Source organism: Kitasatospora sp. NPDC051170, from assembly GCF_044455705.1.
Classification (GTDB): domain Bacteria; phylum Actinomycetota; class Actinomycetes; order Streptomycetales; family Streptomycetaceae; genus Kitasatospora.
On record NZ_JBITFA010000006.1, the window covers coordinates 69,394 to 91,849 of the forward strand.

The window sequence follows — 22,456 nt, forward strand, 5'->3', positions numbered from 1 at the left end:
ACCCCCACCGCGTCCCACGACGCCTCAACCCAGCCGTGTCCCACGACGCCTCAACCCAACCGCGTCCGCCGGCGCTTCAGCTCCGCCGCCAGCACCAGCGCCAGGGTCCACGCCGCCGTGCACAACAGCTGCGGCCGACTGTCCGGATCGGTCAGCATGAAGCCGAGAACGCCGACCAGGGCGGCCAGCACCGCCCAGCTCAGGTACGGGAACCCGCGGGTCCGCAGCACCAGCAGCTCCGGGCGTTCGCGCTCCAGCCGGCGGCGCAGCCGCAGGTGGGACAGCGTGATCAGGACCCAGACCACCAGGATCGCCGCGCCGATCGAGTTCAGCAGGAACGGGAAGACGGTGCGCGGCCACACCAGGCTCAACACCACCGAAGCGAAGCCGAAGGCCGCCGAGGCCAGCACGGCCGCCACCGGCACCCCGCCGCCCGCACCGGCGACGGCCAGCCTGGCCGGAGCGTCACCGCGCCCGGCCAGGGCGCGCAGCATCCGCGACGACCCGTAGATGTTGGCGTTCATCGCCGACAGCAGCGCGATCAGCACCACCGCGTTCATCACCTGCGCGGCACCGGGCACCCCGATCCGCCCCATCGCCGCCGCGTACGGGCCGACAGCCACCGCCGGGTCGTTCCACGGCACCACCAGCACGATCACGGTGATCGAGCCGAGGTAGAAGAACCCCACCCTCCACAGCACCGTCCGCACCGCTCCGCGCACCGCAGCCACCGGATCCGCGCAGTCGGCCGCAGCGATGGTCACCGTCTCCAGGCCGCCGTACGCGAAGACGGCCGCGATCAGCCCTAGCGCCACTCCGTGCCAGCCGTGCGGCAGCAACCCGCCGTGGCCGGTCAGGTTCTGACCGGTCGGGACCGACTGCCCCGGCAGCGCACCGGTCACCGCGGCCGCGCCCAGCACCACGAAGGCGCAGATCGCGGCCGCCTTCAGCCCGGCGAACCAGAACTCCAGCTCACCGAAGTGCCTCGTGCCGGCCAGGTTGCTGCCGGTGAAGACCGCCATGAAGACGGCCACCCAGACCCACGGCGGCACCGCCGGCACCCACCCCGTGGCGATCCGCGAGGCCCCGATCGCCTCGGCCGCCACGCTCACCACCAGCAGTGCCCAGTACAGCCAGCCCGCGGTGAGCCCGGCCCACGGACCGAGCGCCCGCCGCGCGTGCGAGGAGAACGAACCGGCACCCGGGTAGGCCGCCGACATCTCGCCCAGCATCCGCATCACGAGCACCGTGAGCAGCCCCGCCACCAGGTAACCGACCACGATCCCCGGCCCGGCCTGAGCGATCCCCACCCCCGACCCGACGAACAGCCCGGCCCCGATCGCCCCGCCGAGGGCGATCATCGCCACGTGCCGCCGCCGCAACAGCCCCCCGGCGGTCACCCCCCGCCCAGCCGCCGGCTCCACAACCGCAGCCCGAACCCCCGCCATAGCGCTCCCCGCCATTCCCCCGATGTCAACCGACGGCAAATCCTGGCCGCCTGATCCATCAAGATCAAGTCCTCCACTCGCACCGAATCCCGCCGAAGGGACTCCAGGACGCGGCGAGGGATGGGGCTCCCGGTGCGTCCGGCGGCCGAGGGCTCAGGCGGCGGGTGGTGCTGCCGCGTGGCGCGTCTGCTGGATCAGGACGGTCGTGGCTCGTTCCAGGAGTTCGCAGAGCGCGGCGTGTTCGGAGGGCGTGAACGCGTCGGTGAGTGCGCGCTCAAGAACGATCACCTCCTGGTAGGCGCGGTCGAGCAGCGCCTGACCGGCATCGGTCAGGGTGGCGATCTGCACCTTGGCGTGCACCGGGGACGCCTCTCGGCGAATGAGTTCCTTGGTCTCCATATTGGTCAGCACGCTGCTCATGCTCTGCTGCGTCACCCCGCAGGAGCGGGCCAGTTGGGCACCGGACATGCCGCCTTCGCGCGAGAGGGCCAGCAGCACGGTGTACTGCGTCATGGTGAGCCCGTAGGCGCGCAGCACCGCCTCGTGGTGCGCCATCAACGCCTGCTCCGACCGCCTGATCCGGGTACAGAGGAACTCCTCGACCGGGGCTTCCACCATGCACTCCACTTCGTTGACAGATTCATGGGTTGACTCAGGAACCTTATATATCTACTGTCCTCAACTGTAAGGATACTGAGTCAACACAAGGGGCTGTAACCATGAAGGCTGTCCTCCTCGACACCGAGGACCACTACCGGGTCGCCGAACTCGATGAGCCCACCCCCGGCCCCGGCGAGGTGGCGATCCGCGTCGCCTACGCCGGGATCCAGTGGGGGGACACCATGGTCCGGGACGGCCACTTCCCCGTGCCGCGCCCCTTCGTCCCCGGCTTCGAGGCCTCCGGGCACATCGCCGCGGTCGGCGAGGGCGTCGACGCGAGCCGTGTCGGTGCGCCTGTCGCCGCGCTGACCACGGCAGGCGCCTACGCCGAGGTGGTCCTGGCACCCGCCGCACTCAGCCTGGACATCGGCGACCTGCCGCTCCGGACGGCCGCAGGTCTCGGCTGGGGCGCACCGACCGCCTACGACCTGATCAACACCACCGCGCGGGTGCGACCGGGCGAGAGCGTGCTGATCCACGCCGCGGCCGGCTCGGTCGGCACGCTCGCCGCCCAGTTCGCCCGGTTGGCCGGGGCCGGCCGGATCGTCGGTGTCGCCGGCAGCACCGCCAGGGCCGACTACGCCGCCCGGTTCGGCTACGACCAGGTCCTGCTGCGCGAGGAGTTCCCGGCCGAGCTCGGCGCCGAATGCTTCGACGTGATCCTCGACCCGGTCGGCGGTGTGACCCGCCGCGCCAACCTGGAGCAGCTGGCGGCGCACGGCCGACTCGCGGTGTTCGGCAACCTCAGCACCTACGAACCCGTCCTGGCCGACACCAACGACCTGCTCATGCACGGCAAGTCACTCATGACGTACAACAGCAACCTGCTCAGCCGCACCCACCCCGACCGCCTCGCCGACAGCGCCCGCCGTGCACTCGGTCTCGTCGCAGACGGCAAGGTCCGCGTGGACATCACCGCCGAATACGACCTGACAGACGTGGCCACCGCCGTACAACGGCTCACCGAGGGCGCCACCCACGGCAAGAGCGTCCTCCGCGTCGCCTGACGACACCGCCGAAGGCGCCGCCCAGTCGACGGCGTCCGGTCCTTCCCCCGTGCACGGGACGCTACCTCCGACCAATACGTCGAAGCGACGCCGTTTCGGCTACCGCTCGGCGCCCCCGGTGTAGGGCTCCGCTTCGTGGCGGACACGAGGCCTGTAGGTCGCCCAGGTCTTCGGGGTCTCCGAGACCCGGACCGCCGTCAGTTCAGGCAGCTGATCGGTCCAGAGGCCGAAGATCCACATGGCGAGGTTCTCGGCCGACGGGGAGATACCCCCCCCCCATCGCCTCATTGAGGTGCCGGTGGTCGAGGGTGTCGTCCATCCACTTCTTGAAGGTGTCGAGGTCACGGTAGTCGCGGACGAATCCGGCCTCGTTGAGTTCCTCGGGCCGGGCGGACAGTTCGAGCACGACGACGTAGTTGTGCCCGTGCATGCGGGCGCAGGGGTGCCACCCGGGCAGCACGTCCAGCACATGGCTGGCCGAGAAGTGGAACTCCTTGGTGATGGTCAGCATGGCGTCCCCGCTCCGTGAACCTTCCCTGCTCTCCCGGCGGCCCGTCCTATTCCCGCCACTCAGACCACTCCCTCGGTGCCGAGAATCCTTCGGTTGAGCGGGACCTCTTCCAGGAAGCGGCGCCGCAGATCGCCATCGTCGATCAGCTCGGCCTTGCGGGTCACCTCGGAGCGGGCGCGGTCGAGCAGTTCCCGGGCTTCACCTTCCGATCCTGCCGCACGCAACGCCGCCGCCGCGTCGTGGAGCACCTCCTCGGTGCGCAGGGCGGGCATGTCACCGACCCTGTCGAGGGTGCTCAGCGCCTCACGGGCCAGTTCGCCGGCGGCCGCGGGCTCCCCCATCAGCAGGTGCGTGCGGCTCCGCAGGGCCAGGGCCGCGATCTGGCTGCGGACCATGCCGGTGCTCTCGGTCTCCACCCGGGTCGCCAGGGCGAGGCGGTCCGCTCGACGGACCGTGTCCATGTCCCCGTCGGCGGCGTCGAGCAGGACCTCCGCGAAGAGGTTGCGGACGATCGGCACCAGATTGGCGAGCCAGGTCCGCTGGGTCTCCAGCCAGGCGGCCTCGGCCAGTTCGACGGCCTCTTCCCGGCGCCGCGGGTCCATGGCGAGCAGTCGGGCCAGCAGAACGGAGTTGTAGGCGTGCCAGCCGCTGTCGCCGCCCCGGTTCTCCTCCACCGCGAGGGCTTCCCGCAACACCGCTTCCGCCTGCGGCCATGCCGCAGTGGCCATGTGCACCTGGGCGAGATAGTTCAGCGCTATCGGCAGCTCGACGGCCATCGGCTCACGCCGGATCCGGTCGACGCACCGCGAGAGTCGCCCCAGCGCCTCACCGAGGTACCCGCTGTCGAAGAGGCTGATGGCGAGCTGCATCTCCGCGAGGTTGCGGGCGTGCTGGAGCACGGGATCGTCCGTGGCTCCCAGGGCGGGGTCGGACGCGTACATGCGCTCGACCTCGCGCAGCTGCTCCAGGCCGTCCGCCAGTCGCCGCTTCGAGACCTGCCGGCCGTACTCGACCTTGGCGACGAAGAGCGCCACGGGGTCACCCGCCTGCTCCGCCCGGTCCACCGCCTCGCGGAGCTTCTCCAGGGACGGCTCCAGGCCCTGGGTCGCGAGCAGGGTCTTGCCGCGGAGCAGGGTCGTACGGGCGATCAGCCGGGCGTCGGCGCACCGCATCGCGGCTCGTTCCGCTTCGGTCGCCAGCGCGTCGATGTCCGGTCCGCCGGCCGGCTGATGGCGGCCCCGCCAGCGGACCTCGGTCAGCGACAGCAGCAGCTCGATCGCGGCGACGAGACGGCGGTCCCGGTCCGGTTCCTTCTCGGGCAGTGCGCGGGCCGCGCGGATGGCCACCTCGCAGTGCTGCTCCGCCTCGACGAAGGAGAGCCCGTCGAGCGCCGCCGAACGCGCGAGCGCGTAGTGGGCGTCCGCCGAGGCCGCCAGACAGGGCAGGCCGCCGCGGTCCAGGTGCCCGGCGATCTCCAGCCGGCGCCCCAGGGGGGCGTCCGGTCCCGAGTGGGCGCTCAGCACCTGGGCGATCCGGGCGTGCCGGGAGCGTCGCTGCTCCGTGGTCTGCTGGTCGTAGATCACCCGCCACAGGGCGCCGTGCTCGAACCGGTAGCAGTCGGCCTGGTCGCCCCGCGCCCACTCCGGAGGCTCGGCCTCGGCGACGATCAACTGCTGCTCGTCGGCGATCCTGCGCAGGCGTTCGACCACGTCGTCGTGCGGCTCGCCGAGGGCCTCGGCCACGACGTTCGACAGGAAGCGGCTGCCCTGCGCGGCGGCCGTGGAGATCAGCCGCCGGTCCCGCTCGTCGAGCAGTCGCAGACGGGAGTCGACCACACGGTTGAGGCTGCGCGGCAGAACGATCCGGCCGCTCCCGGGGCTCCACTCCTCCAGGCACATCCTGACGAAGACCGAGTGACCTCCCGTGAGTTGGACCAGCTCGGCGGAGAACTCCGCAGGCGCTCCGGGGTGGCGCCGCTCGACCAGCTCCTGGACGGCCTCCGGCGGCAGACCGGCCAGCTCCCGGCGCCGGACGAACCCCTGGCTCTCCCAGGTGTCCAGCAGCGCCTCCACGGCCGCCACGGCGCCGCCCTTCGGATCCTGGTCCGGCGCATGGCTGATCACCAGGGCCAACGGCTCACCGTCGAGACGCCGGACCAGCCTGTCCAGGACCAGCAGGCTGCTCGGGTCGATGTGCTGGATGTCGTCCACCAGGGCCAGGACGGGCAGACCGTCCCGCGCCCGGTCCAGCAGTGCGTCGGCGATCCGGGCCGCGGCCCCGTGCTGGATCGGCATCACACTGTCGAGTGGCACCGAACCGGAGTTGAGCGCGGCCTCGGTGACCTCCCGGCCGACCCTCCAGGCCGCACCGAGTCCGGGCACGATCGCCGACAGCACCTCCGGAGCGGACGTCGCCACTCCCCGCCCGGCTCCGCGGAACACCCGGCTCCACCAGCCGGGCTGCTCGGCCTGGTCGTGAAGTTGCTGGAGCAGGTCGACGGCAGGGGCATAGGTCAGTCCGGTGCCGATCTCCGGATAGCAGCTCGTCAGCACGACGCGGCAGGCCTCAGGTGTCCCGGAGCGCTCACCGACGCGACGCGCGAACTCGGCCAGCAGAGCGGACTTGCCCATGCCCGAACGTCCCCGTATGACCAGCGCCCCACCTCGCCGGTCGGCCAAATCCGCGACCAGGCCGTCGAGTTCAGCCATGTAGTCGACGCGGTCAACGAAGTCCGTCGGCACAGACACCCCCAGAAGTCACTGCTCAGGCCCAACCTGACACCTGCGTACCGCACGACCCTATGCCAAGGCATCCGACGAACCGCGGGGTTTGCCCGGGTACGGGCCGGTGGCGCCGCTTCCGGATGCTCCGTACGCTCCACGATCGAAACGGATCGGCGGGCGCGAGGGCTGGAGGAGGAGGGCGTGGGGGAGGAGGCGGGGCGGTGGGTGCGCGTGCCGGTCGGGGTGGAGGCGGGGCGGTGGGCCGCGCGGGGGCGGTGCCGGAGGGTGCTGCTGGTCGTCCACAACGTGACCTCGGCGACCCGGCTGCTGGACGTGCTGCCGCTGTTCCGGGACGACCTGCGGGTGCAGGTGCTGGCGACCTGCACGGGGTCGTCGCCGTTCCAGGCGGGGGTGGCGGAGGTGCTCGCGGCGACGGGGGTGCCGGTGCTGCCGTGGGAGCAGGCGGTGGCGACTCCGGTGGACCTGGCGATCTCGGCCAGTTACGGCGGCCAACTCGACGCGATCCAGGGGAAATTGGTCGTACTGTCACATGGCGCCGGATACAATAAGAAGCTCACCACACCGGACACCGGACACCGGACACCGGACACCGGACACCGGGCGGCGGGGGTCTTCGGCCTCGGGCCTGACTGGGTCCTCTCCGACGGCGTGCCCGTCGCGGACGCCATGGTCTTCTCCCACCCCGAACAGATCGACCGCCTCGCCGAAGCCTGCCCCGAGGCGCTGCCGACCGCCGTCCTCGCCGGCGACCCCTGCTACGACCGCATCCTCGCCGCCCGCCACCACCGCGACCGCTACCGCCGCGCCCTCGGCGTCCACCCCGGCCAGCGGCTCGTCCTGCTGAACTCCACCTGGAACCCCACGGGCCTGTTCGGCGACGCCGGACCCGAGGACGTCCTGCCCCTCCTCCTGCCCCGGCTGACCTCCGAACTGCCCGCCGACGAGTACCGGGTGGCCGCCGTCCTCCACCCCAACATCTGGCACGGCCACGGCCCCGGCCAGATCCGCCTCTGGCTCGACCGGGCCCGCCGCGCGGGCCTCACCCTCGTCGACCCGATCGACGGCTGGCGCCAGGCCCTCATCGCCGCCGACCTCGTCCTGGGCGACTTCGGGTCCGTCAGTTACTACGCGGCCGCCCTCGGCACCCCCGTCCTGCTCGGCGCCGCCGACCTGGAGGGCCTCGGCGACACCTCCCCGGTGGCCGCCTTCGTCCGCACCGCGCCCCGCCTCGACCCGTACGGCGCGCTGCTGCCCCAACTGGAGAAACTGCTCGCCGGACACCGCCCCCTGCCGGGGCCCGCCGAGGCCACCACCTCGGCGCCCGGCCGGTCGGCGGCGCTGCTGCGCGGCCTGTTCCACCGGCTGATCGGCATCCCCGAACCGCCCGGCCCCGCACTGCTCGACCCGCTGCCGCTGCCCCCGTACGAACCGCCGCTGCGCACCGCGCCACTGCGCGTGCTCACCCGTACCACCGCGGACGGCGCCATCGCCGTGCAGCGCTTCGCCGACCCCCGCCACGAGCCCCGGGGCGAGGAGGCGGAGAGCCACCTCGCGGTGCACGAGGACACCCTCGACCCGGGCGCGCTGGAGCTCGCCGACGTCATCCTCCGGTACGGCGCGGCCGACGACCCGCGCCTGGGCCCGCCGTACGCCTGGGCGGCCGAGGTGCTCGCCCGCCACCCCGGCGCCTCGCTGGCCGCGTACGTCACCGGGCCGCGCGAGTGCCGGGTGCTGCACCGCGACGGGCTGCGGGTGTGCCTGACGGCGGAGGGGGACGGGGACGCAGCCGCGTACGCCTCGGCACTGCACGCCCACCTGGCCGCCCACCCGTACCCCCGGGGCACGCTGACGGTACGGACCGGGGCGGGCCTCCAGCGGGTCACTGTTCGTACGGAGCACACCGATCGCGCAGGCCGGCCAGATAGGTGAGGTGCGCGGTGGCGTTCTCCTCGCGCAACAGGGCGGTCGCCCGGTCGATCAGCGGCAGGGCGGCGGCGAAGTCGGCCTCGGCACTCAGCAACTCGGCAAGGTCGGTGAGTACGCGGGCCGTGTTGTACGCCTCCTGAGAGGATTCCTGGAAGTACTCCAAGGCCGCATCCAGCCGTTGCCTCGCCGCCCCGAACTGCGAGAGGCCGATCAGAGCCCTTCCCCGGTGGCGTTGGAGCAAGGCGCGGGCGCGCGGCAGGTCATCCGCGCCCTCGTCGCCGGGACCGATCCGGTCGAGCGCCCGGTCGGCCTCCTCGAAGCACTCCAGAGCGGGCTGGAACTGCCACTGCCGCAGCCGCAGCAGGCCGAGCGATTCGACGGCCGTCGCCTGCCCGCGTGGATGTGCTGCCAGAGCCTCAACGTCCGCAGCAGTCCGGAGCTCGCTCTCGGCCTCGCTGTCACGCATCGAGTCCATGTACGCGAAGGCCAGTTGGACATGCATGCGGCCGGCCGTCCTGCTGCCGGGGAAGTTCTCATCGGCGATCCGGACCCCGGCCCTCAACGCGGGCATCAGGGCATCACCACAGCCGGTCTTGAGCTGGAGGGCCCAGAGCGCCTCGACGAGCGGGCAGGCGAGATCGACGAATCCGAACTCCTCGGCCGCGAGCACGGCTTCCACCAGATTGCCCGACTCGGCCGCCAGAGCCGCGATCGCCGCCCCCGGATCGGCATAGTCGCCCTTGCCGAGTCGCTCGAAGAGCGGACTGACGTGCCAACGTCCTTCCAGAGCGGCGAAGTCGGCTTGCACGGCGAAGCGCAGGTACCAATCGACCGTACGACGCACCGACGCGGCCGAACCGGCCACGCCGTCCTCTCGGGCCGCGATGTCCTGGGCATGGGCCCGTACGGCCGGGCGGTAGCGGAAACGGCCGTCCCCCGTGCCCTCCAGCAGGTGCGATTCGGCCAGTTCAGCCAGAAGCCTCCGCGCCTCGGGCTCCTCCACCCCGGCCGCCACGCCTGCCGCACCCGCGCCGAACGCGGACCACGGCCTCAGCGCGCACAGCCGGTAGAGCCTGGCGGCATCCGGCGCGAGCCGGCCGTAAGCCTCGTCAACTGCCGCCCGCACGGGGGAGAGTGCGTTCACCTCGTTGGTTCGCCGGCCGACGGGCGGGCCGGAGGTCAGCTGCTCCGCCCGGGCCCGCAGCACGAACGGGTTCCCCGCGCAGTCCTCCAGGAACGCCGGAAGGACGCCCCGGGCGGCCTTCATGGCCTGACTCCCGACGAGATGGGTCAGCAGGGACCTCGCGTCCTTGTCGGAGAGCGGCTCGACCGGGATGGTGACGGCGTCCAGACCCGTGAGCGGCCTGCGGGCGACGACGACCGTGAACACCCCGGGGGCTCCCGTGATCAACGGACTCACCTGAGCCGCTGATTGAGCGTGGTCGAGAACGACCAGCATCCGCCGATCGGCGAGCAGGCCGCGATAGCGGTTGAGTCGCTCGTCCACCGCGAGCGGCATGGAGCTCTCGGGCACGCCGAGCGCGGGCAGGAACTCCCGAAGAACAGTGGCGGCGGTCGGGGCGGTGCTCACCGAACCGCTCCGAAGATCCATGTACAGCGTTCCGTCCGGGAACCTCTTGGTTCCGCAGCCCCAGCGGTACGCGACGGAACTGGTGCCGATGCCCTCCGGACCGTGCAGGACGGCCACCTTGGGAAGCCCGTCCGGCTTGCGGTCGGCCTCGCGGTCAAGCAGGGCCAACGGGCGCTTCCGGTCGGTGAAGTGCCGGGTCGCGGTCGGCAGTTGCCGTGGCACCCCCTGGGCCCCTCCGCCCGTACCGGCGACACGCATCAGGGCGGCCAGTTCCCTGGCGTGCGCGGGGCTACGACGAGCCTCGGCCACGAGCAGGGCTGCGAGCGCGTCGCGCTCATCCGGCCCGGCCGGCGCCGGAACCTCCCGCCCCAGCATCCGCGCTGTCGCCACTCCCACGGTCTCCCAGAGCCGCTTGCCCATCTCAGTGGCCATGCTCGTTCCGGCTGCCGCCAAGAAAGCCGTGACCGCCGACAACGACAGCGGATCCACCACACCACACCCCCGGTCGTACGTGGCGCAGGAGTTCGCCACCGCCCAGCCTGTTGCGTCCGGTTCAACCGTATCCTGCCTGGGCGCTTCGCCCGGGTGAACCTCCTTTCCGGGCAACGGAACTGATGGCCCAGGGCCTCCCTTTCGGAAAGGGCCTAGCCTGCGCGCCTGCTCCAGCGGGTGGAGCCCGGTGGGTAGTCGTAGCCGGGGCGGCCGGTGGCGGCGCTGGTGCGGAAGGAGGTGCCGGAGTCGTCGATGCGCAGGGTGCCGTGGCGGCCGCCGCTGGACCAGTCGAGGCTCAGTTCCCAGCGGACGTCGTGCGCCTTGGTGTGGGCGGTGACGTAGAAGACCTCTGGGTCGGACTCGCTGACCGTGTACGGGAAGGCGCGCTGGCCGTGGCCGGGGGCGAGTGTCGGGCTGCCCCGGTCGAGGTCCACCTCGAAGGACTTGGTGTCGGCGACGCCGCCGCAGCCGACACCCATCGCGTAGTCGTTCCAGGCCAGCGGCGCGGACTTGGAGACGACCCGTACGCGCAGTGCCTCCAGGACGACGGTCTCGGCGCCGGTGCCCTGCACGGTCAGGGCGACCAGCTGCTCGTCGGAGGAGACCGCGCCGTACTCGCCCGCCCAGCGCCGGGCCTCCGACTCGACCGCGGGCGGGCCGACCTGGCCGGGCTCGCGGCGGACGAGGAAGTGCTGGCTGCACGGGTCGGAGTAGGCGTACGGGCGGGTGCGCACGGTGAGCGGGGCGGGGCCGTCGTCGGGCTCCGGGGTGGTCGGGGTGGCGGTGGGGGCCGGGGCCGCCGCCGAGGAGGGGGTGGGGGCCGGCGCGGCCGGGGTGTCGGGGGTGGTGGGATCGGCGGCGGGCGCCACCGTCACGGCGGCCTCGGCCGCGCCGCCGTCGCCCTTCGGGGTGGGGCGGACGGCGAGCACCACCGCCGCCGCCAGGACGACCACCGCCGCCGCGGAGGCGATCAGCGCCCTGCGGCGTCGGCGGGATGGGGCGGGGGCGAGGGAGGGCGCGGGCTCCGGTGCGGAAACGGGATCGGGTACGGAAGCGGGCTCGGGCTCCGGTGCGAGCGCCCCCGACGGCCTCCGTCCGCGCCCCGCGTCCGCCAGGATCCACTGCCGGTGCAGCTCCATCAGCTCGTCCGGTGTCGCCCGGCACGCCCGGGCCAGCCGCTCCACGGGCGAGAACTCGTTGGGCACCGCCGTCCCGTTGCAGTAGCGGTGCAGCGTCGACGTGCTCATGTGCAGCCGCTTGGCGAGCGTCCCGTAGCTCAGCCCCGAGCGTTCCTTGAGCCCGCTGAGCAGGCGCGAAAACTCCGTCGCACCCTCGGCTCCCGTGCTCCCCGTCTCCCCCGACACCCCGCGCCTCCGATCGTCCGGTGTCCCGTTCCAGCGTTCCAGGCCCGACCGTTCCCCCAGGTCAGAGCCCATAAAGGCGTTCCAACGTACCGAGTTCGCCGTCGGCCGTAGCGGCCGGGACGAACCACGTCACAAGCTTCGGTCATCCCAGCGCCCCACCGTATCCAGAGGAACCCGCCGACATGCCCAGCACCCGCACGCGCCGTCTGGCCGTCGCCGCCGCGACCGCCGTCGCGGCGCTCTCGCTGACCGCCTGCGCCGGGGGCGCGGGCCCCGACGCCGCCCGCCGGGGCGCGACGCCCACCTCGGTCACCGCCCCGGTGCACCACCTGGTGAAGCACCTCGTGCGTTCCGTCCCCCGGTGAGCTCCGTCGACCACGACCTGCACTGAACCGTCCCGAACCGGCCCGCCCCGAACCGTCCCGTCCCGAACCGACCGAGGAGTCACCAGCATGAGCAGGATCGCCCGCCTCGTCACCGCCTTCGCCGGCGCCGCCCTCCAGGTCGCCATCCTCGGCACCACGGACAGCCTCACCCCGGAGGCCGGGGTCCGCCGGCGCCGCTGACGACCTCCTGCTCGCTCGCGCCGTCCGTGTCCTACTCTTCGATGCTGCTCAGCCGATCCGATCAGAGGGGGAACACACCGCCATGAGCGAGAACACCATCGAAGACTTCCGGTCCATCCCGACCACCACCCTGGCCGACGTCCTGGGCCGCGCCCAGGTGATGGACATCGGCATCCGCCCGCTGTGGGCCGGCGGCCCCCGGGTGGCCGGGCCGGCGTTCACCGTCAAGTGCCCACCCGGCGACAACCTGATGCTGCACGCCGCGATCTACCGGGCCGAGCCCGGCTCGGTGATCGTCGTCGAGTCCGGCGACCTCGACTACGCGCTGGCCGGCGGCAACGTCTGCGCCGTCGCGCAGCGCCGCGGCATCGCCGCCTTCGTCGCGGACGGCCTGATCCGCGACCTCGGCGAGGTCCGGGAGCTCGGCTTCCCGGTGTACGCCCGCGGCGTGATCCCGATCCCCGGCGCCAAGGAGGCCCTGGGCACCCACGGCGAGGAGGTGCTCTGCGGCGGCGCCTCGGTCGCGGCGGGCGACGTCGTGGTGGCGGACGAGGAGGGTGTGGTGGTCGTGCCCGCCACCCGGCGCGCCGAGGTGCTGGCCGCCGCGCGGGCGAAGCTGGCCAAGGAGGCCGCCGAGACGCTGGACGACTGGGAGGCCGCCCACCGCGCCCGGATCGACCGCAACCTCGCCGACCTGGGCTTCACCGGCTGAGCCGGCCGAGAGCCGCGGCGGCCCGCCCGCCGTTCGATCGCGACGGTCGGATGTTCGATCCAGGAGGCCCGGCGGGCGCCGTACGCGGTGACCCGCCGGTACGAATGGCCCCGCGCAGCGCACCTCCCCACACCCCCTCCTCATATGATCGGAGCGACATGCGCCATGCTTGGTGATGCAGAACACTGAACGGAACTTGCGCCGGACGGCCAACCCGCCCGAAGGCCGAGAAGGAGGAAGCACGTGGACGACGTTCTGCGGCGCGCCGCACTCTTCGCGGCACTCGACGACGAACAGGCCGGCGAGCTGCGCGCTTCCATGACCGAGGTCACCCTCGCCCGTGGTGAGTCGCTGTTCCACGAGGGCGACCCGGGCGACCGGCTGTACGTCGTCGCCGAGGGCAAGGTCAAGCTGCACCGCGCCTCGCCGGACGGCCGCGAGAACATGCTCGCCGTCCTCGGCCCCAGCGAGATGATCGGCGAGCTGTCGCTGTTCGACCCGGGCCCGCGCACCGCCACCGCCAGCGCGCTGACCGAGGTCAAGCTGCTGGGCCTGGGCCACGGCGACCTGCAGCCCTGGCTGCACGCCCGCCCGGAGGTCTCCATCGCGCTGCTGCGGGCCATCGCCCGCCGTCTGCGCCGGACCAACGACGTGATGTCCGACCTGGTCTTCTCCGACGTGCCCGGCCGCGTCGCCAAGGCCCTGCTGGACCTCTCCCGCCGCTTCGGCGTGCAGTCCGAGGAGGGCATCCACGTCGCCCACGACCTCACCCAGGAGGAGCTGGCCCAGCTGGTCGGCGCCTCCCGCGAGACGGTCAACAAGGCGCTCGCCGACTTCGCCGGCCGCGGCTGGCTCAAGCTGGAGGCCCGCGCGGTCGTCCTGCTGGACGTCGAGCGGCTGTCGCGGCGCTCGCGCTGACGCGCCGCCCGTAGGAGCCTCGAAGGGCCGGTCCCCGCGGACCGGCCCTTCGGCGTTCCGGCCGGGCCGCGTCAGCCCTGCTCGGGGATCAGCCCGTGCTCCCGCAGGTAGTCCAGCTGGGCCCGCACCGACAGCTCGGCGGCCGGCCACAGGGCCTTGTCGACATCCGCGTACACCCGGGCCACCACCTCGGCGGGGGTCGCGCAGCCCGCCTCCACGGCGGTCTCCACCTGGGCGAGCCGGGCGGCCCGGTGGGCCAGGTAGTAGTCGACGGCGCCGAGCGCGTCCGCCAGCACCGGGCCGTGCCCGGGCAGGACGGTCCGTACGCCGTGGTGGGAGGCCATCGTGTGCAGGTGGCGCAGCGAGTCCAGGTAGTCGCCGAGCCGCCCGTCCGGGTGGGCGACCATCGTGGTGCCCCGGCCGAGCACGGTGTCCCCGGTGAGGATCGCGCCGTCCTCCGGCAGGTGGAAGGTCAGCGAGTCCGAGGTGTGGCCGGGGGTGGCGACCACCCGCAGGTCCAGGCCCCCGACGTCCAGGCGCTGGCCGCCGACCAGGCCCTCGGAGCCCAGCCGGTGCGCCGGGTCCAGGGCCCGCACCTCGGTGCCGGTCAGTTCGGCGAAGCGGGCCGCGCCCTCGGAGTGGTCGGGGTGGCCGTGGGTGAGCAGGGTCAGCGCGATGCGCTTGCCGCGCTCCTCGGCGAGGTCGATCACCCGGCGCAGGTGGCCCTCGTGCAGCGGACCCGGGTCGATCACCACGGCGAGGTCCGAACCGGGCTCGGCGAGCAGCCAGGTGTTGGTGCCGTCCAGCGTCATCGGCGACGGGTTCGGCGCCAGCACGCACAGCGCCCGGGAGGTGGCCTCGCCGCCGACACCGGCGGCGGGGTCACCGGGCAGGATTCCGGTCACCGGCCGCCCTCGCCGTCGCGGTGCAGGGCCCGTAGCGGCAGGGCCCGGACGAGGGCGCGCTGGGCGACCTCGACGAACGGAACCGGCTGGGCGCCGGCCGGGCTGCGGGAGGTCAGGCGGCGGGAGGGCAGTTCGGCGGCGATCCGGCGAACCACGTCGTTGTGGGCCATCGGGCGTCGTCCTTTCTGTTCGGCGGTCACGTCTGTTCGGTGTTCACGGCTGCTCGGTGTTCACGGCTGGTCGGTGTTCACGTCTACTCGGTGTTCACGGCATCACGGGAAGAACGTTCAGGAGCCCTCGGGGAACTCCCCGTCGATGGTCAGTTCGTCGTACCCCGGCCAGCGCACGGTCATGTGGTCCCCGCGCACCTCGGCCCGGCCGAGCACCGGCTCCACCGTCCGGTCCGCCGCCGCGGCCAGCGCCTCGGCGGCGCTGCGGGCGAAGGACAGCTCGCGCAGCACGGTGACGGTCGGCGGCAGCATGCCGAAGCGGCCCTCCGCGTGGCCCCGGACGGCCTCGGCCGGGGTGAGCCAGGCGACGCGGTCGGCCTCGCCGACCTCCAGGGCCGCGTCCTGGCCGGGCGGCAGCGCGGCGACGAAGAACCAGGTGTCGTACCGGCGCTCCTCGAACTCCGGGGTGATCCAGCGGGCCCAACCGCCCAGCAGGTCGCTGCGCAGCACCAGCCCGTGGTCGCGGAGGAACTCGGCGAAGGAGAGCTCGTGCGCCTCCAGCGCGGCCCGTTCGGCGGACCAGTCGCGGGGCGCGGCCACGCTCCCGGCGTCCGGGCCGGCCAGCAGCACGCCAGCCTCCTCGAAGGTCTCGCGGACCGCCGCGCAGACCACCGCCCGCGCCGTCCGGGCGTCCACGCCGAGGCGGTCGGCCCACTGCTCGGGGGTCGGGCCGGCCCAGCCGGTCTCGACCTCGGCGTCGCGCGGGTCCACCCCGCCGCCCGGGTAGGCGTACATGCCGGCCGCGAAGGCCATCGACGTGCGCCGGCGCAGCAGGTAGGCCTGAGGGCCGTCCGCCGCGTCGCGCAGCAGCACGACGGTCGCGGCGAGCCGGGGTTCCGGCGGGGTCAGCACGCCGGAGTCGACCGCCCGGATGCGGGCGGGCCAGCCGGGCGGCATCGGGAGCGTCGTCGCTCGATGGTCCATGCCCGGATGCTAAGCGCACGGAGGCGGGGTTGGACAGGGCCGATCCCCGCCTCCGTGATCACGATCGGACGATCGGACTCAGGCGGCCTTGACGCGCACCTGGATCTCGACCTCCACCGGGGCGTCCAGCGGCAGCACCGCCACGCCGACGGCGCTGCGGGCGTGCACCCCGGCCTCGCCCAGGACACGGCCGAGCAGCTCGCTGGCGCCGTTGATCACGGCCGGCTGGCCGGTGAAGTCCGCGGCGGAGGCGACGAAGCCGACGACCTTGACGACCTGCTCGATCAGGTCGAGGTCGCCGATCACCGACTTCACGGCGGCCAGGGCGTTCAGCGCACAGGTCTGCGCCAGCTCCTTGGCCTCCTCCGGGGAGACCTCGGCGCCGACCTTGCCCGTGGTCGGCAGCTTGCCGCCGACGACCGGCAGCTGGCCGGAGGTGAAGACGAACTCGCCCGCGCGGACGGCCGGCACGTACGCGGCGACCGGGGCGGCCACCGGCGGGAGGGTCAGGCCCAGCTCGGCGAGCTTCGACTCGACGGCGCTCATGCCTTCTTCTCCCGCTTGAAGTAGGCCACCAGCTGCTCCGGGTTCGGGCCAGGCACGACCTGGACCAGCTCCCAGCCGTCGTGGCCGAAGTTGTCCAGGATCTGCTTGGTCGCGTGCACCAGAAGCGGCGCCGTCATGTATTCCCACTTGGTCATGGCCAGACTCTAGACGAGCGGCCGGTGTCGGGGTCGGTGTCGGGCCCGGCGCACGGGGTCGGCGTGTGAGGTGGAGCACAAAGCGGGCATGATCTGGGCCTGGCACCCCAGGGGCTCCGGGCATCCGGCACGGTCCCTGGTTACCCTCGCGGGAGGGCACTGCCGTGCGGACGACGCGGCGGCGAGGCCCTTGGCTCGGAACGGACGGAACGGACGGAGACGGAGCGTGGCACGCACCCCCGGCCAGGCGGCCCGGCGCGATCCCGACTGGGAGGGCGTCCGACTGCACGTGGTCAGCGGCAAGGGCGGCACCGGGAAGACCACGCTGGCCGCGGCGCTGGCACTGGCGCTCGCCGCGGACGGCGGGCGGGTGCTCCTGATCGAGGTCGAGGGGCGCCAGGGCATCGCCGAACTCTTCGGGATCGCCGCCCTGCCGTACGAGGAGCGGCGGATCGCCTCCGTCGCGCGCCCCCAGCTGGGCCTGCCCGCCGGGGAGGGCGCCCCGGGCGAGGTGTTCGCGCTGGCGATCGACACCGAGCTGGCGCTGCTCGAGTACCTGGAGATGTTCTACAAGCTCGGCCGGGCCGGGAAGGCCCTCCAGAAGGTCGGGTTCGTCGACTTCGCCACCACCATCGCGCCCGGCGTCCGGGATGTCCTGCTCACCGGCAAAGCCTGCGAGGCGTCCCGGCGCAAGGGCCCGGACGGGCGGCGGCGCTACGACGCGGTGGTGATGGACGCCCCGCCGACGGGCCGGATCACCCGCTTCCTGAACGTCAACTCCGAGGTCGCGGGCCTGGCCCGGATCGGCCCGATACACACCCAGGCGCAGGCGGTGATGCGGGTGCTCAAGTCGCCGGAGACGGCCGTGCACCTGGTCACCCTGCTGGAGGAGATGCCCGTGCAGGAGACCGTCGACGGCATCGAGGAGCTGCGCGAGGCGAAGCTCCCGGTGGGCGGGGTGATGGTCAACCTGGTCCGGCCGCCGGTGCTGGACGCGGCGGCGGTGGCCGCGGTGGACGGCGACCACCGCGAGGACGTCGCCCTGGCCCTCGGCGAGGCCGGGCTGGGCGGGCGCTCCCGCAAGCCGGACACCATCCGGGCGGCGGTGGAGCCGCTGCTCGACCCGCTGCTGGAGCAGGCCAGGGAGCACGCCGAGCGGGTCGAGCTGGAGCGCGCGCAGCGCGCCGACCTCCAGCGGCTGCGGCTCCCCACGTACGAACTGCCGCTGCTGGGCGAGGGCGTGGACCTCGGCGGGCTCTACCGGCTGGCGGGCGAACTCAAGCGGCAGGGGGCGGCGTGAGCGGCGCGAACAGTGGCAACGGCGGGAACGACGGGAACGGCGGTCGTGGCAACGGCACCCGCATCGGGGCCGGCGGGAACGGCGGGAACGGCGTGCGGAGCACCGGCAAGCGGCTCGCCGTGGACGGGCTGATCGACGACCCGAAGACCAGGATCATCGTCTGCTGCGGCTCCGGCGGCGTCGGCAAGACCACCACCGCCGCGGCGATCGGCCTGCGGGCCGCCGAGCGCGGCCGCAAGGTCGTGGTGATGACCATCGACCCGGCCCGGCGGCTGGCCCAGTCGATGGGCCTGACCGAGCTGGACAACACCCCCCGGGTGGTCAAGGGCGTCACCGGTGACGGCGAGCTGCAGGCCATGATGCTCGACATGAAGCGGACCTTCGACGAGGTCGTGCTCGCCCACTCCGAGCCCGAGCGGGCCCGCGCGATCATGGAGAACCCCTTCTACCAGTCCCTGTCGGCCGGCTTCGCGGGCACGCAGGAGTACATGGCGATGGAGAAGCTCGGGCAGCTGCGCGCCGCCGAGGAGTGGGACCTGATCGTCGTCGACACCCCGCCCTCCCGCTCGGCGCTGGACTTCCTGGACGCGCCCAACCGGCTCGGCTCCTTCCTCGACGGCCGGGTGATCCGCATCCTGACCGCCCCCGCCAAGGTCGGCGGCCGCAGCGCGATGAGGTTCCTGAACGCGGGCATGGGCCTGCTCACCGGCACCCTCGGCAAGATCTTCGGCGCCCAACTGCTCACCGACGTCCAGACGTTCGTCAGCGCGACGGACTCGATGTTCGGCGGCTTCCGGGAGCGCGCCGACCGCACGTACCAGCTGCTGAAGGCGCCGGGCACGGCGTTCCTGGTGGTCGCGGCCCCGGAGCGGGACGCGCTGCGCGAGGCGGCGTACTTCGTCGACCGGCTCGCCGCGGACCGGATGCCGCTGGCCGGGCTGGTGCTCAACCGGGTGCACGACACGGGCGCGCCGCAGCTCACCGCGGAACGGGCGCTGGCCGCGGCGGAGGCGCTGGAGGAGAACGGATCGGAGCACTCGTCGCCGGAGGCCGAACTGCTCGCGGCGGGGCTGCTGCGGCTGCACGCCGAGCGGATGCAGATCATGGGGCGCGAGCGCCGTACCCGCGACCGCTTCGTCTCGGTGTACCCGGACGTGCCGATCGTCGAGGTGGCCGCGCTGCCCGGCGACGTGCACGACCTGGAGGGGCTGCGCGAGATCGGGGGGCGGCTCGGCGGGTCCGCGTGAGCGCGGCGCGTGAGTGTGTGGTGTCCTGGCCGGCTGGCGCCCGGCACGGGGTGGGGCCCGGCCTGTCCGGCTCAGCCCGCCTTGGCTCAACCCGCCTGGCTCAGCCCGCCTGGGCGTAGTCCGTCAGTATCACGCCGGTCGCCAGGGACTCCTCGTACTCCGTACGGGCCGTCTCCAGCAGCCTGCGCCACGAGATGACGGTCGGGCGGCGGCGCAGCAGCGCCCGGCGCTCGCGTTCCGTCATCCCGCCCCACACCCCGAACTCGACCCGGTTGTCGAGCGCGTCCGCCAGGCACTCCGTACGGACGGGGCACCCGCTGCACACCGCCTTGGCGCGGTTCTGCGCCGCCCCCTGGACGAACAGTTCGTCCGGATCACTCGTGCGGCAGGCGGCCTGCGCACTCCAGTCGTCAACCCAGCCCATGCCGGCGCCGTCCTCTCCCGATGATTCGAGGCTCCCCCACGGCGGCAACGGCATATTCACCGTTGCCAGTTGAGGACGTTACGGAAGAACGACAGCTTGCAACAGCCCCTTCGGGCTCAATCTCGAATGACCCGATTGGACTATGGGTATCGGTCAGCTCACTCGTTGGAGTGATCGCAGGTCGCAAGCCTTGCCAGGTGTGACGCCCGTACTCTCGCCACGCGTGTCATCACGGAGCGCTACGGTTCACACGGGTACAGCAGGCCACAGCTGCCTCAAAATCCCCCGGAATTCGGGCAATTCGGGCAAGTCTCCGCACTCACAAGAGTGAATGATGTTGACGCACCGAAGCTGTCGCAAGCTTGTGACAAGCCTAGGCGAACACCTGCCCCGGTGTGCGGGATTCCGCGACGTAGGGTTCTCCCCATGGCACCGAACCGCTCCCAGGCCCCCCAGCCCCCAGGAAACAGCGGAGCTCCGCGCCGCAAGAGCAGCGGATCACCGTTGGACTTCGCCGGCCACGGCATGAAGTTCCTAGGGGTCAGCGTGCTCTCCGGAGTGCTGCTGGCCGGGCTCGTGCTGCCCGCGGTCGGCGCCATCGGCCTCACCGCCAAGGACACGGCGGAGAGCTTCGACAACATCCCCGACGACTTCAAGACCCCGCCGCTGACCCAGGCCACCCAGATCTTCGACGCCAAGGGCGGCCTGATCGCCAAGGTCTACGAGCGCGACCGCACCGTCCTCGCCGCCGACCAGATGTCGCCCCTCATGCGGCACGCCCAGGTCGACATCGAGGACGCCCGCTTCTACGAGCACGGCGCCGTCGACCTCAAGGGCATCCTGCGCGCGCTCGGAAAGAACGCCGAGACCGGCACCAACTCGCAGGGCGCCTCGACGCTGACCCAGCAGTACGTGAAGAACGTCAACGTCGAGAAGGCCGGCGAGGACCAGTCGGCCGTCCTGGAGGCCCAGCGCAAGACCCTGGGCCGCAAGATCCAGGAGCTCAAGGTCGCGATCAAGCTGGAGGAGGACCTGACCAAGGATCAGATCCTCACCAACTACCTCAACATCACCTTCTACGGCCACCAGGCGTACGGGGTCGAGGCAGCCTCCCAGCGGTACTTCAGCAAGAGCAACAAGGACCTCACGGTCGCCGAGGCCGCCACCCTCGCCGGGATAGTGCAGAACCCGTCGTCCTACGACCCGGTGCGCTACCCCGACAACACGGTCAAGCGCCGCAACGTCGTGATCGACAAGATGCTCGAGAACAAGCACATCACCGCCGACCAGGCGAAGGAGGCGAAGGCCGCCCCGCTGGGCCTGAAGTACAAGGACCCGCAGAACGGCTGCATCACCGCCCAGGCCGGCATGGGCTTCTTCTGCGACTACGTGCGCCACGTGATCAAGCAGGACCCGGTCTTCGGCAAGAGCGCCGACGAGCGCAAGAAGCTCTGGAACACCGGCGGTCTGAACATCTACACGACGCTGGACCCGGACAAGCAGGCCGCCGCGCAGAACGCCGTCACCAAGAAGGTCTTCGTGACCGACCCGGTGTCGGCCGCCGCGACCATGATGGAGCCCGGCACCGGCAAGATCCTCGCGATGGCCCAGACCCGCCCGTACGGCCTGGACAAGAACAAGAACCAGACCGTCGTCAACCTGAACGTCGACGCGGCGATGGGCGGCGGCAACGGCTTCCAGACCGGTTCGACGTTCAAGCCGATCCTGGCCGTGGCCGCCCTGGAGTCGGGCATGTCGCCCACCCAGCCGTTCCCGTCCGAGAACAAGATCGACTACCCGAACATGTCCACCTGCGAAGGCACCTGGAAGAACATCCCGAAGCCGGGCGACCCCAAGGCGTCGGTGAAGAACGAGCAGGCCAGCGAGGTCGGCCCGTACCAGCTCAAGGAAGCCATGGCGAAGTCCGTCAACACGTACTTCGTGGAGATGGAGCAGCAGGTCGGCCTCTGCGCGATGAAGCAGATGGCCAACAAGCTGGGCATCACCCAGTCCGCCGGGGCCGACCCCTTCAAGGAGGTGCCCTCGATGGTCCTGGGCACCATGGAGCTCTCCCCGCTGACCATGGCGAACGTCTACGCGACCTTCGCCGCCCGCGGCAAGTACTGCACCCCGATCGCGATCAACAAGATCACGACCGTGGACGGCAAGGACGTGAAGGTCCCGCAGACGCAGTGCAGCCAGGCGTTCTCGGAGAACACGGCGGACGCGCTCAACACCGTCCTGCTCAACGTGACCGAGAAGGGCACCGCCGCCGCCCTCCAGCTCGACGACGGCCGCAAGATCGCCGGCAAGACCGGTACCACCGACGAGAAGAAGGCCGCCTGGTTCAGCGGCTACACCCCGTCGCTGGCCACCTCCGTCTGGCTCGGCGGCCCCGACGGCGGCGTGAAGATGAAGAACATCACCATCGGCGGCAAGCCCTTCACCGAGGTCTTCGGCGCCGACGGCCCCGGGCCGATCTGGCAGATGGCGATGAACCAGGCCCTCAAGGGCACCCCGCAGGAGCCGATCCAGACCATCAACATCCCGGACCCGCAGCCGGCCACCCCGCCGGCCGGCGCCACCCCGCCGGCCGACCCGAACCAGCCGCAGCAGCCCGGCGGCAACCCGCCGCCGCCCGGAGGCAACAACGGCGGACCCGGCAACCCCGGCGGCGTGATCGGCGGCGGGTTCACCCTCCCGCCGGGCGTCATCGGCGGCAACGGCGGACCCGGCGGCAAGCACGGTGGCGGCGGCAACGGGGGGAACGGCTGAGGCCGTCCGTC

General features: G+C 72.3%; 19 protein-coding genes and 1 pseudogene. 8 read left to right on the plus strand and 12 right to left on the minus strand.

Going from position 1 to position 22,456, the window contains the following annotated elements; all coding sequences use genetic code 11:
- Positions 1-50: 50 nt before the first annotated feature.
- Both ACIBCA_RS15190 and ACIBCA_RS15195 read right to left on the minus strand, forming a co-directional pair.
- The gene (locus tag ACIBCA_RS15190; protein ID WP_396283337.1) at positions 51-1,448 is read right to left on the minus strand and encodes an amino acid permease; all 1,398 of its coding nucleotides are present in this window, start codon (positions 1,446-1,448) and stop codon (positions 51-53) included.
- 153 nt (positions 1,449-1,601) lie between these two features.
- Entirely contained in the window at positions 1,602-2,066 is a 465-nt protein-coding gene (locus ACIBCA_RS15195; protein ID WP_396283338.1) for a MarR family winged helix-turn-helix transcriptional regulator, read from the minus strand.
- Between the two features lie 101 nt (positions 2,067-2,167).
- On the opposite strand from ACIBCA_RS15195, the gene ACIBCA_RS15200 reads away from it, so the two are divergent.
- Entirely contained in the window at positions 2,168-3,115 is a 948-nt protein-coding gene (locus tag ACIBCA_RS15200; RefSeq protein ID WP_396283339.1) for a zinc-binding alcohol dehydrogenase family protein, read from the plus strand.
- A gap of 99 nt (positions 3,116-3,214) precedes the next feature.
- On the opposite strand, the pseudogene ACIBCA_RS15205 reads toward ACIBCA_RS15200, so the two are convergent.
- A pseudogene (locus ACIBCA_RS15205) lies at positions 3,215-3,626 on the minus strand (6-pyruvoyl trahydropterin synthase family protein).
- Positions 3,627-3,685: 59 nt separating this feature from the next.
- The gene (locus ACIBCA_RS15210; RefSeq protein WP_396283340.1) at positions 3,686-6,334 is read right to left on the minus strand and encodes an AAA family ATPase; all 2,649 of its coding nucleotides are present in this window, start codon (positions 6,332-6,334) and stop codon (positions 3,686-3,688) included.
- 216 nt (positions 6,335-6,550) lie between these two features.
- On the opposite strand from ACIBCA_RS15210, the gene ACIBCA_RS15215 reads away from it, so the two are divergent.
- Entirely contained in the window at positions 6,551-8,299 is a 1,749-nt protein-coding gene (locus ACIBCA_RS15215) for a hypothetical protein (RefSeq protein WP_396283341.1), read from the plus strand.
- On the opposite strand, the gene ACIBCA_RS15220 is transcribed toward ACIBCA_RS15215, so the two are convergent.
- Positions 8,250-10,319: a tetratricopeptide repeat protein gene (locus tag ACIBCA_RS15220; RefSeq protein ID WP_396283342.1), complete on the minus strand. Its 2,070-nt coding sequence runs from the start codon at positions 10,317-10,319 to the stop codon at positions 8,250-8,252. The two genes, ACIBCA_RS15215 and ACIBCA_RS15220, sit on opposite strands and share 50 nt — an antisense overlap.
- Positions 10,320-10,531: 212 nt before the next feature.
- Entirely contained in the window at positions 10,532-11,743 is a 1,212-nt protein-coding gene (locus tag ACIBCA_RS15225; protein ID WP_396283343.1) for a helix-turn-helix domain-containing protein, read from the minus strand.
- Positions 11,744-11,925: 182 nt separating this feature from the next.
- On the opposite strand from ACIBCA_RS15225, the gene ACIBCA_RS15230 reads away from it, so the two are divergent.
- From ACIBCA_RS15230 to ACIBCA_RS15240, 3 genes are all read left to right on the plus strand, one after another.
- Positions 11,926-12,108 (plus strand): hypothetical protein, encoded by a 183-nt coding sequence (locus ACIBCA_RS15230; protein ID WP_396283344.1) that lies wholly within the window; start codon positions 11,926-11,928, stop codon positions 12,106-12,108.
- 283 nt (positions 12,109-12,391) lie between these two features.
- On the plus strand, positions 12,392-13,021 hold the full coding sequence (locus ACIBCA_RS15235; RefSeq protein WP_396283345.1) for an RraA family protein: 630 nt from the start codon (positions 12,392-12,394) through the stop codon (positions 13,019-13,021).
- Between the two features lie 243 nt (positions 13,022-13,264).
- The gene (locus tag ACIBCA_RS15240) at positions 13,265-13,939 is read left to right on the plus strand and encodes a Crp/Fnr family transcriptional regulator (protein ID WP_030288117.1); all 675 of its coding nucleotides are present in this window, start codon (positions 13,265-13,267) and stop codon (positions 13,937-13,939) included.
- Positions 13,940-14,010: 71 nt separating this feature from the next.
- Here the strand turns inward: ACIBCA_RS15240 and ACIBCA_RS15245 are convergent, their stop codons facing one another.
- From ACIBCA_RS15245 to ACIBCA_RS15265, 5 genes are all read right to left on the minus strand, one after another.
- Complete coding sequence (locus tag ACIBCA_RS15245) at positions 14,011-14,844, minus strand: MBL fold metallo-hydrolase (protein ID WP_396283346.1); 834 nt, start codon at positions 14,842-14,844, stop codon at positions 14,011-14,013.
- Entirely contained in the window at positions 14,841-15,014 is a 174-nt protein-coding gene (locus tag ACIBCA_RS15250) for a hypothetical protein (protein ID WP_396283347.1), read from the minus strand. Before ACIBCA_RS15250 ends, ACIBCA_RS15245 begins: the two co-directional genes overlap by 4 nt.
- Before the next feature lie 117 nt (positions 15,015-15,131).
- Positions 15,132-15,998 carry an NUDIX hydrolase gene (locus ACIBCA_RS15255; RefSeq protein WP_396283348.1) on the minus strand — a complete coding sequence of 289 codons (867 nt, stop codon included), beginning with the start codon at positions 15,996-15,998 and terminating at the stop codon, positions 15,132-15,134.
- Positions 15,999-16,076: 78 nt separating this feature from the next.
- Complete coding sequence (locus tag ACIBCA_RS15260) at positions 16,077-16,544, minus strand: RidA family protein (RefSeq protein WP_031075380.1); 468 nt, start codon at positions 16,542-16,544, stop codon at positions 16,077-16,079.
- Entirely contained in the window at positions 16,541-16,699 is a 159-nt protein-coding gene (locus ACIBCA_RS15265; RefSeq protein ID WP_396283349.1) for a DUF4177 domain-containing protein, read from the minus strand. Before ACIBCA_RS15265 ends, ACIBCA_RS15260 begins: the two co-directional genes overlap by 4 nt.
- 226 nt (positions 16,700-16,925) lie before the next feature.
- On the opposite strand from ACIBCA_RS15265, the gene ACIBCA_RS15270 reads away from it, so the two are divergent.
- Together ACIBCA_RS15270 and ACIBCA_RS15275 are read left to right on the plus strand one after the other, a co-directional pair.
- The gene (locus ACIBCA_RS15270) at positions 16,926-17,999 is read left to right on the plus strand and encodes an ArsA-related P-loop ATPase (protein WP_051838329.1); all 1,074 of its coding nucleotides are present in this window, start codon (positions 16,926-16,928) and stop codon (positions 17,997-17,999) included.
- 62 nt (positions 18,000-18,061) lie between these two features.
- On the plus strand, positions 18,062-19,246 hold the full coding sequence (locus ACIBCA_RS15275; RefSeq protein ID WP_396283583.1) for an ArsA family ATPase: 1,185 nt from the start codon (positions 18,062-18,064) through the stop codon (positions 19,244-19,246).
- Between the two features lie 100 nt (positions 19,247-19,346).
- Here ACIBCA_RS15275 and ACIBCA_RS15280 read toward each other — a convergent pair whose 3' ends face one another.
- The gene (locus ACIBCA_RS15280; protein ID WP_030240986.1) at positions 19,347-19,670 is read right to left on the minus strand and encodes a WhiB family transcriptional regulator; all 324 of its coding nucleotides are present in this window, start codon (positions 19,668-19,670) and stop codon (positions 19,347-19,349) included.
- 426 nt (positions 19,671-20,096) lie between these two features.
- Here ACIBCA_RS15280 and ACIBCA_RS15285 point away from each other — a divergent pair, with 426 nt between their 5' ends.
- The gene (locus ACIBCA_RS15285) at positions 20,097-22,445 is read left to right on the plus strand and encodes a transglycosylase domain-containing protein (protein ID WP_396283350.1); all 2,349 of its coding nucleotides are present in this window, start codon (positions 20,097-20,099) and stop codon (positions 22,443-22,445) included.
- The last annotated feature ends 11 nt before the right edge of the window (positions 22,446-22,456 follow it).

Excerpts from the sequence above, each read along its gene's own strand:
- ACIBCA_RS15195 (WP_396283338.1), bottom strand. The coding sequence starts at position 2,066 with ATGGTGGAAGCCCCGGTCGAGGAGTTCCTCTGTACCCGGATCAGGCGG.
- ACIBCA_RS15280 (WP_030240986.1), bottom strand. The coding sequence starts at position 19,670 with ATGGGCTGGGTTGACGACTGGAGTGCGCAGGCCGCCTGCCGCACGAGT.
- ACIBCA_RS15220 (WP_396283342.1), bottom strand. The coding sequence starts at position 10,319 with ATGGCCACTGAGATGGGCAAGCGGCTCTGGGAGACCGTGGGAGTGGCG.
- ACIBCA_RS15190 (WP_396283337.1), bottom strand. The coding sequence starts at position 1,448 with ATGGCGGGGGTTCGGGCTGCGGTTGTGGAGCCGGCGGCTGGGCGGGGG.
- ACIBCA_RS15260 (WP_031075380.1), bottom strand. The coding sequence starts at position 16,544 with ATGAGCGCCGTCGAGTCGAAGCTCGCCGAGCTGGGCCTGACCCTCCCG.
- ACIBCA_RS15235 (WP_396283345.1), top strand. The coding sequence starts at position 12,392 with ATGAGCGAGAACACCATCGAAGACTTCCGGTCCATCCCGACCACCACC.
- ACIBCA_RS15265 (WP_396283349.1), bottom strand. The coding sequence starts at position 16,699 with ATGACCAAGTGGGAATACATGACGGCGCCGCTTCTGGTGCACGCGACC.
- ACIBCA_RS15250 (WP_396283347.1), bottom strand. The coding sequence starts at position 15,014 with ATGGCCCACAACGACGTGGTTCGCCGGATCGCCGCCGAACTGCCCTCC.
- ACIBCA_RS15255 (WP_396283348.1), bottom strand. The coding sequence starts at position 15,998 with ATGGACCATCGAGCGACGACGCTCCCGATGCCGCCCGGCTGGCCCGCC.
- ACIBCA_RS15285 (WP_396283350.1), top strand. The coding sequence starts at position 20,097 with ATGGCACCGAACCGCTCCCAGGCCCCCCAGCCCCCAGGAAACAGCGGA.
- ACIBCA_RS15210 (WP_396283340.1), bottom strand. The coding sequence starts at position 6,334 with ATGGCTGAACTCGACGGCCTGGTCGCGGATTTGGCCGACCGGCGAGGT.
- ACIBCA_RS15230 (WP_396283344.1), top strand. The coding sequence starts at position 11,926 with ATGCCCAGCACCCGCACGCGCCGTCTGGCCGTCGCCGCCGCGACCGCC.
- ACIBCA_RS15200 (WP_396283339.1), top strand. The coding sequence starts at position 2,168 with ATGAAGGCTGTCCTCCTCGACACCGAGGACCACTACCGGGTCGCCGAA.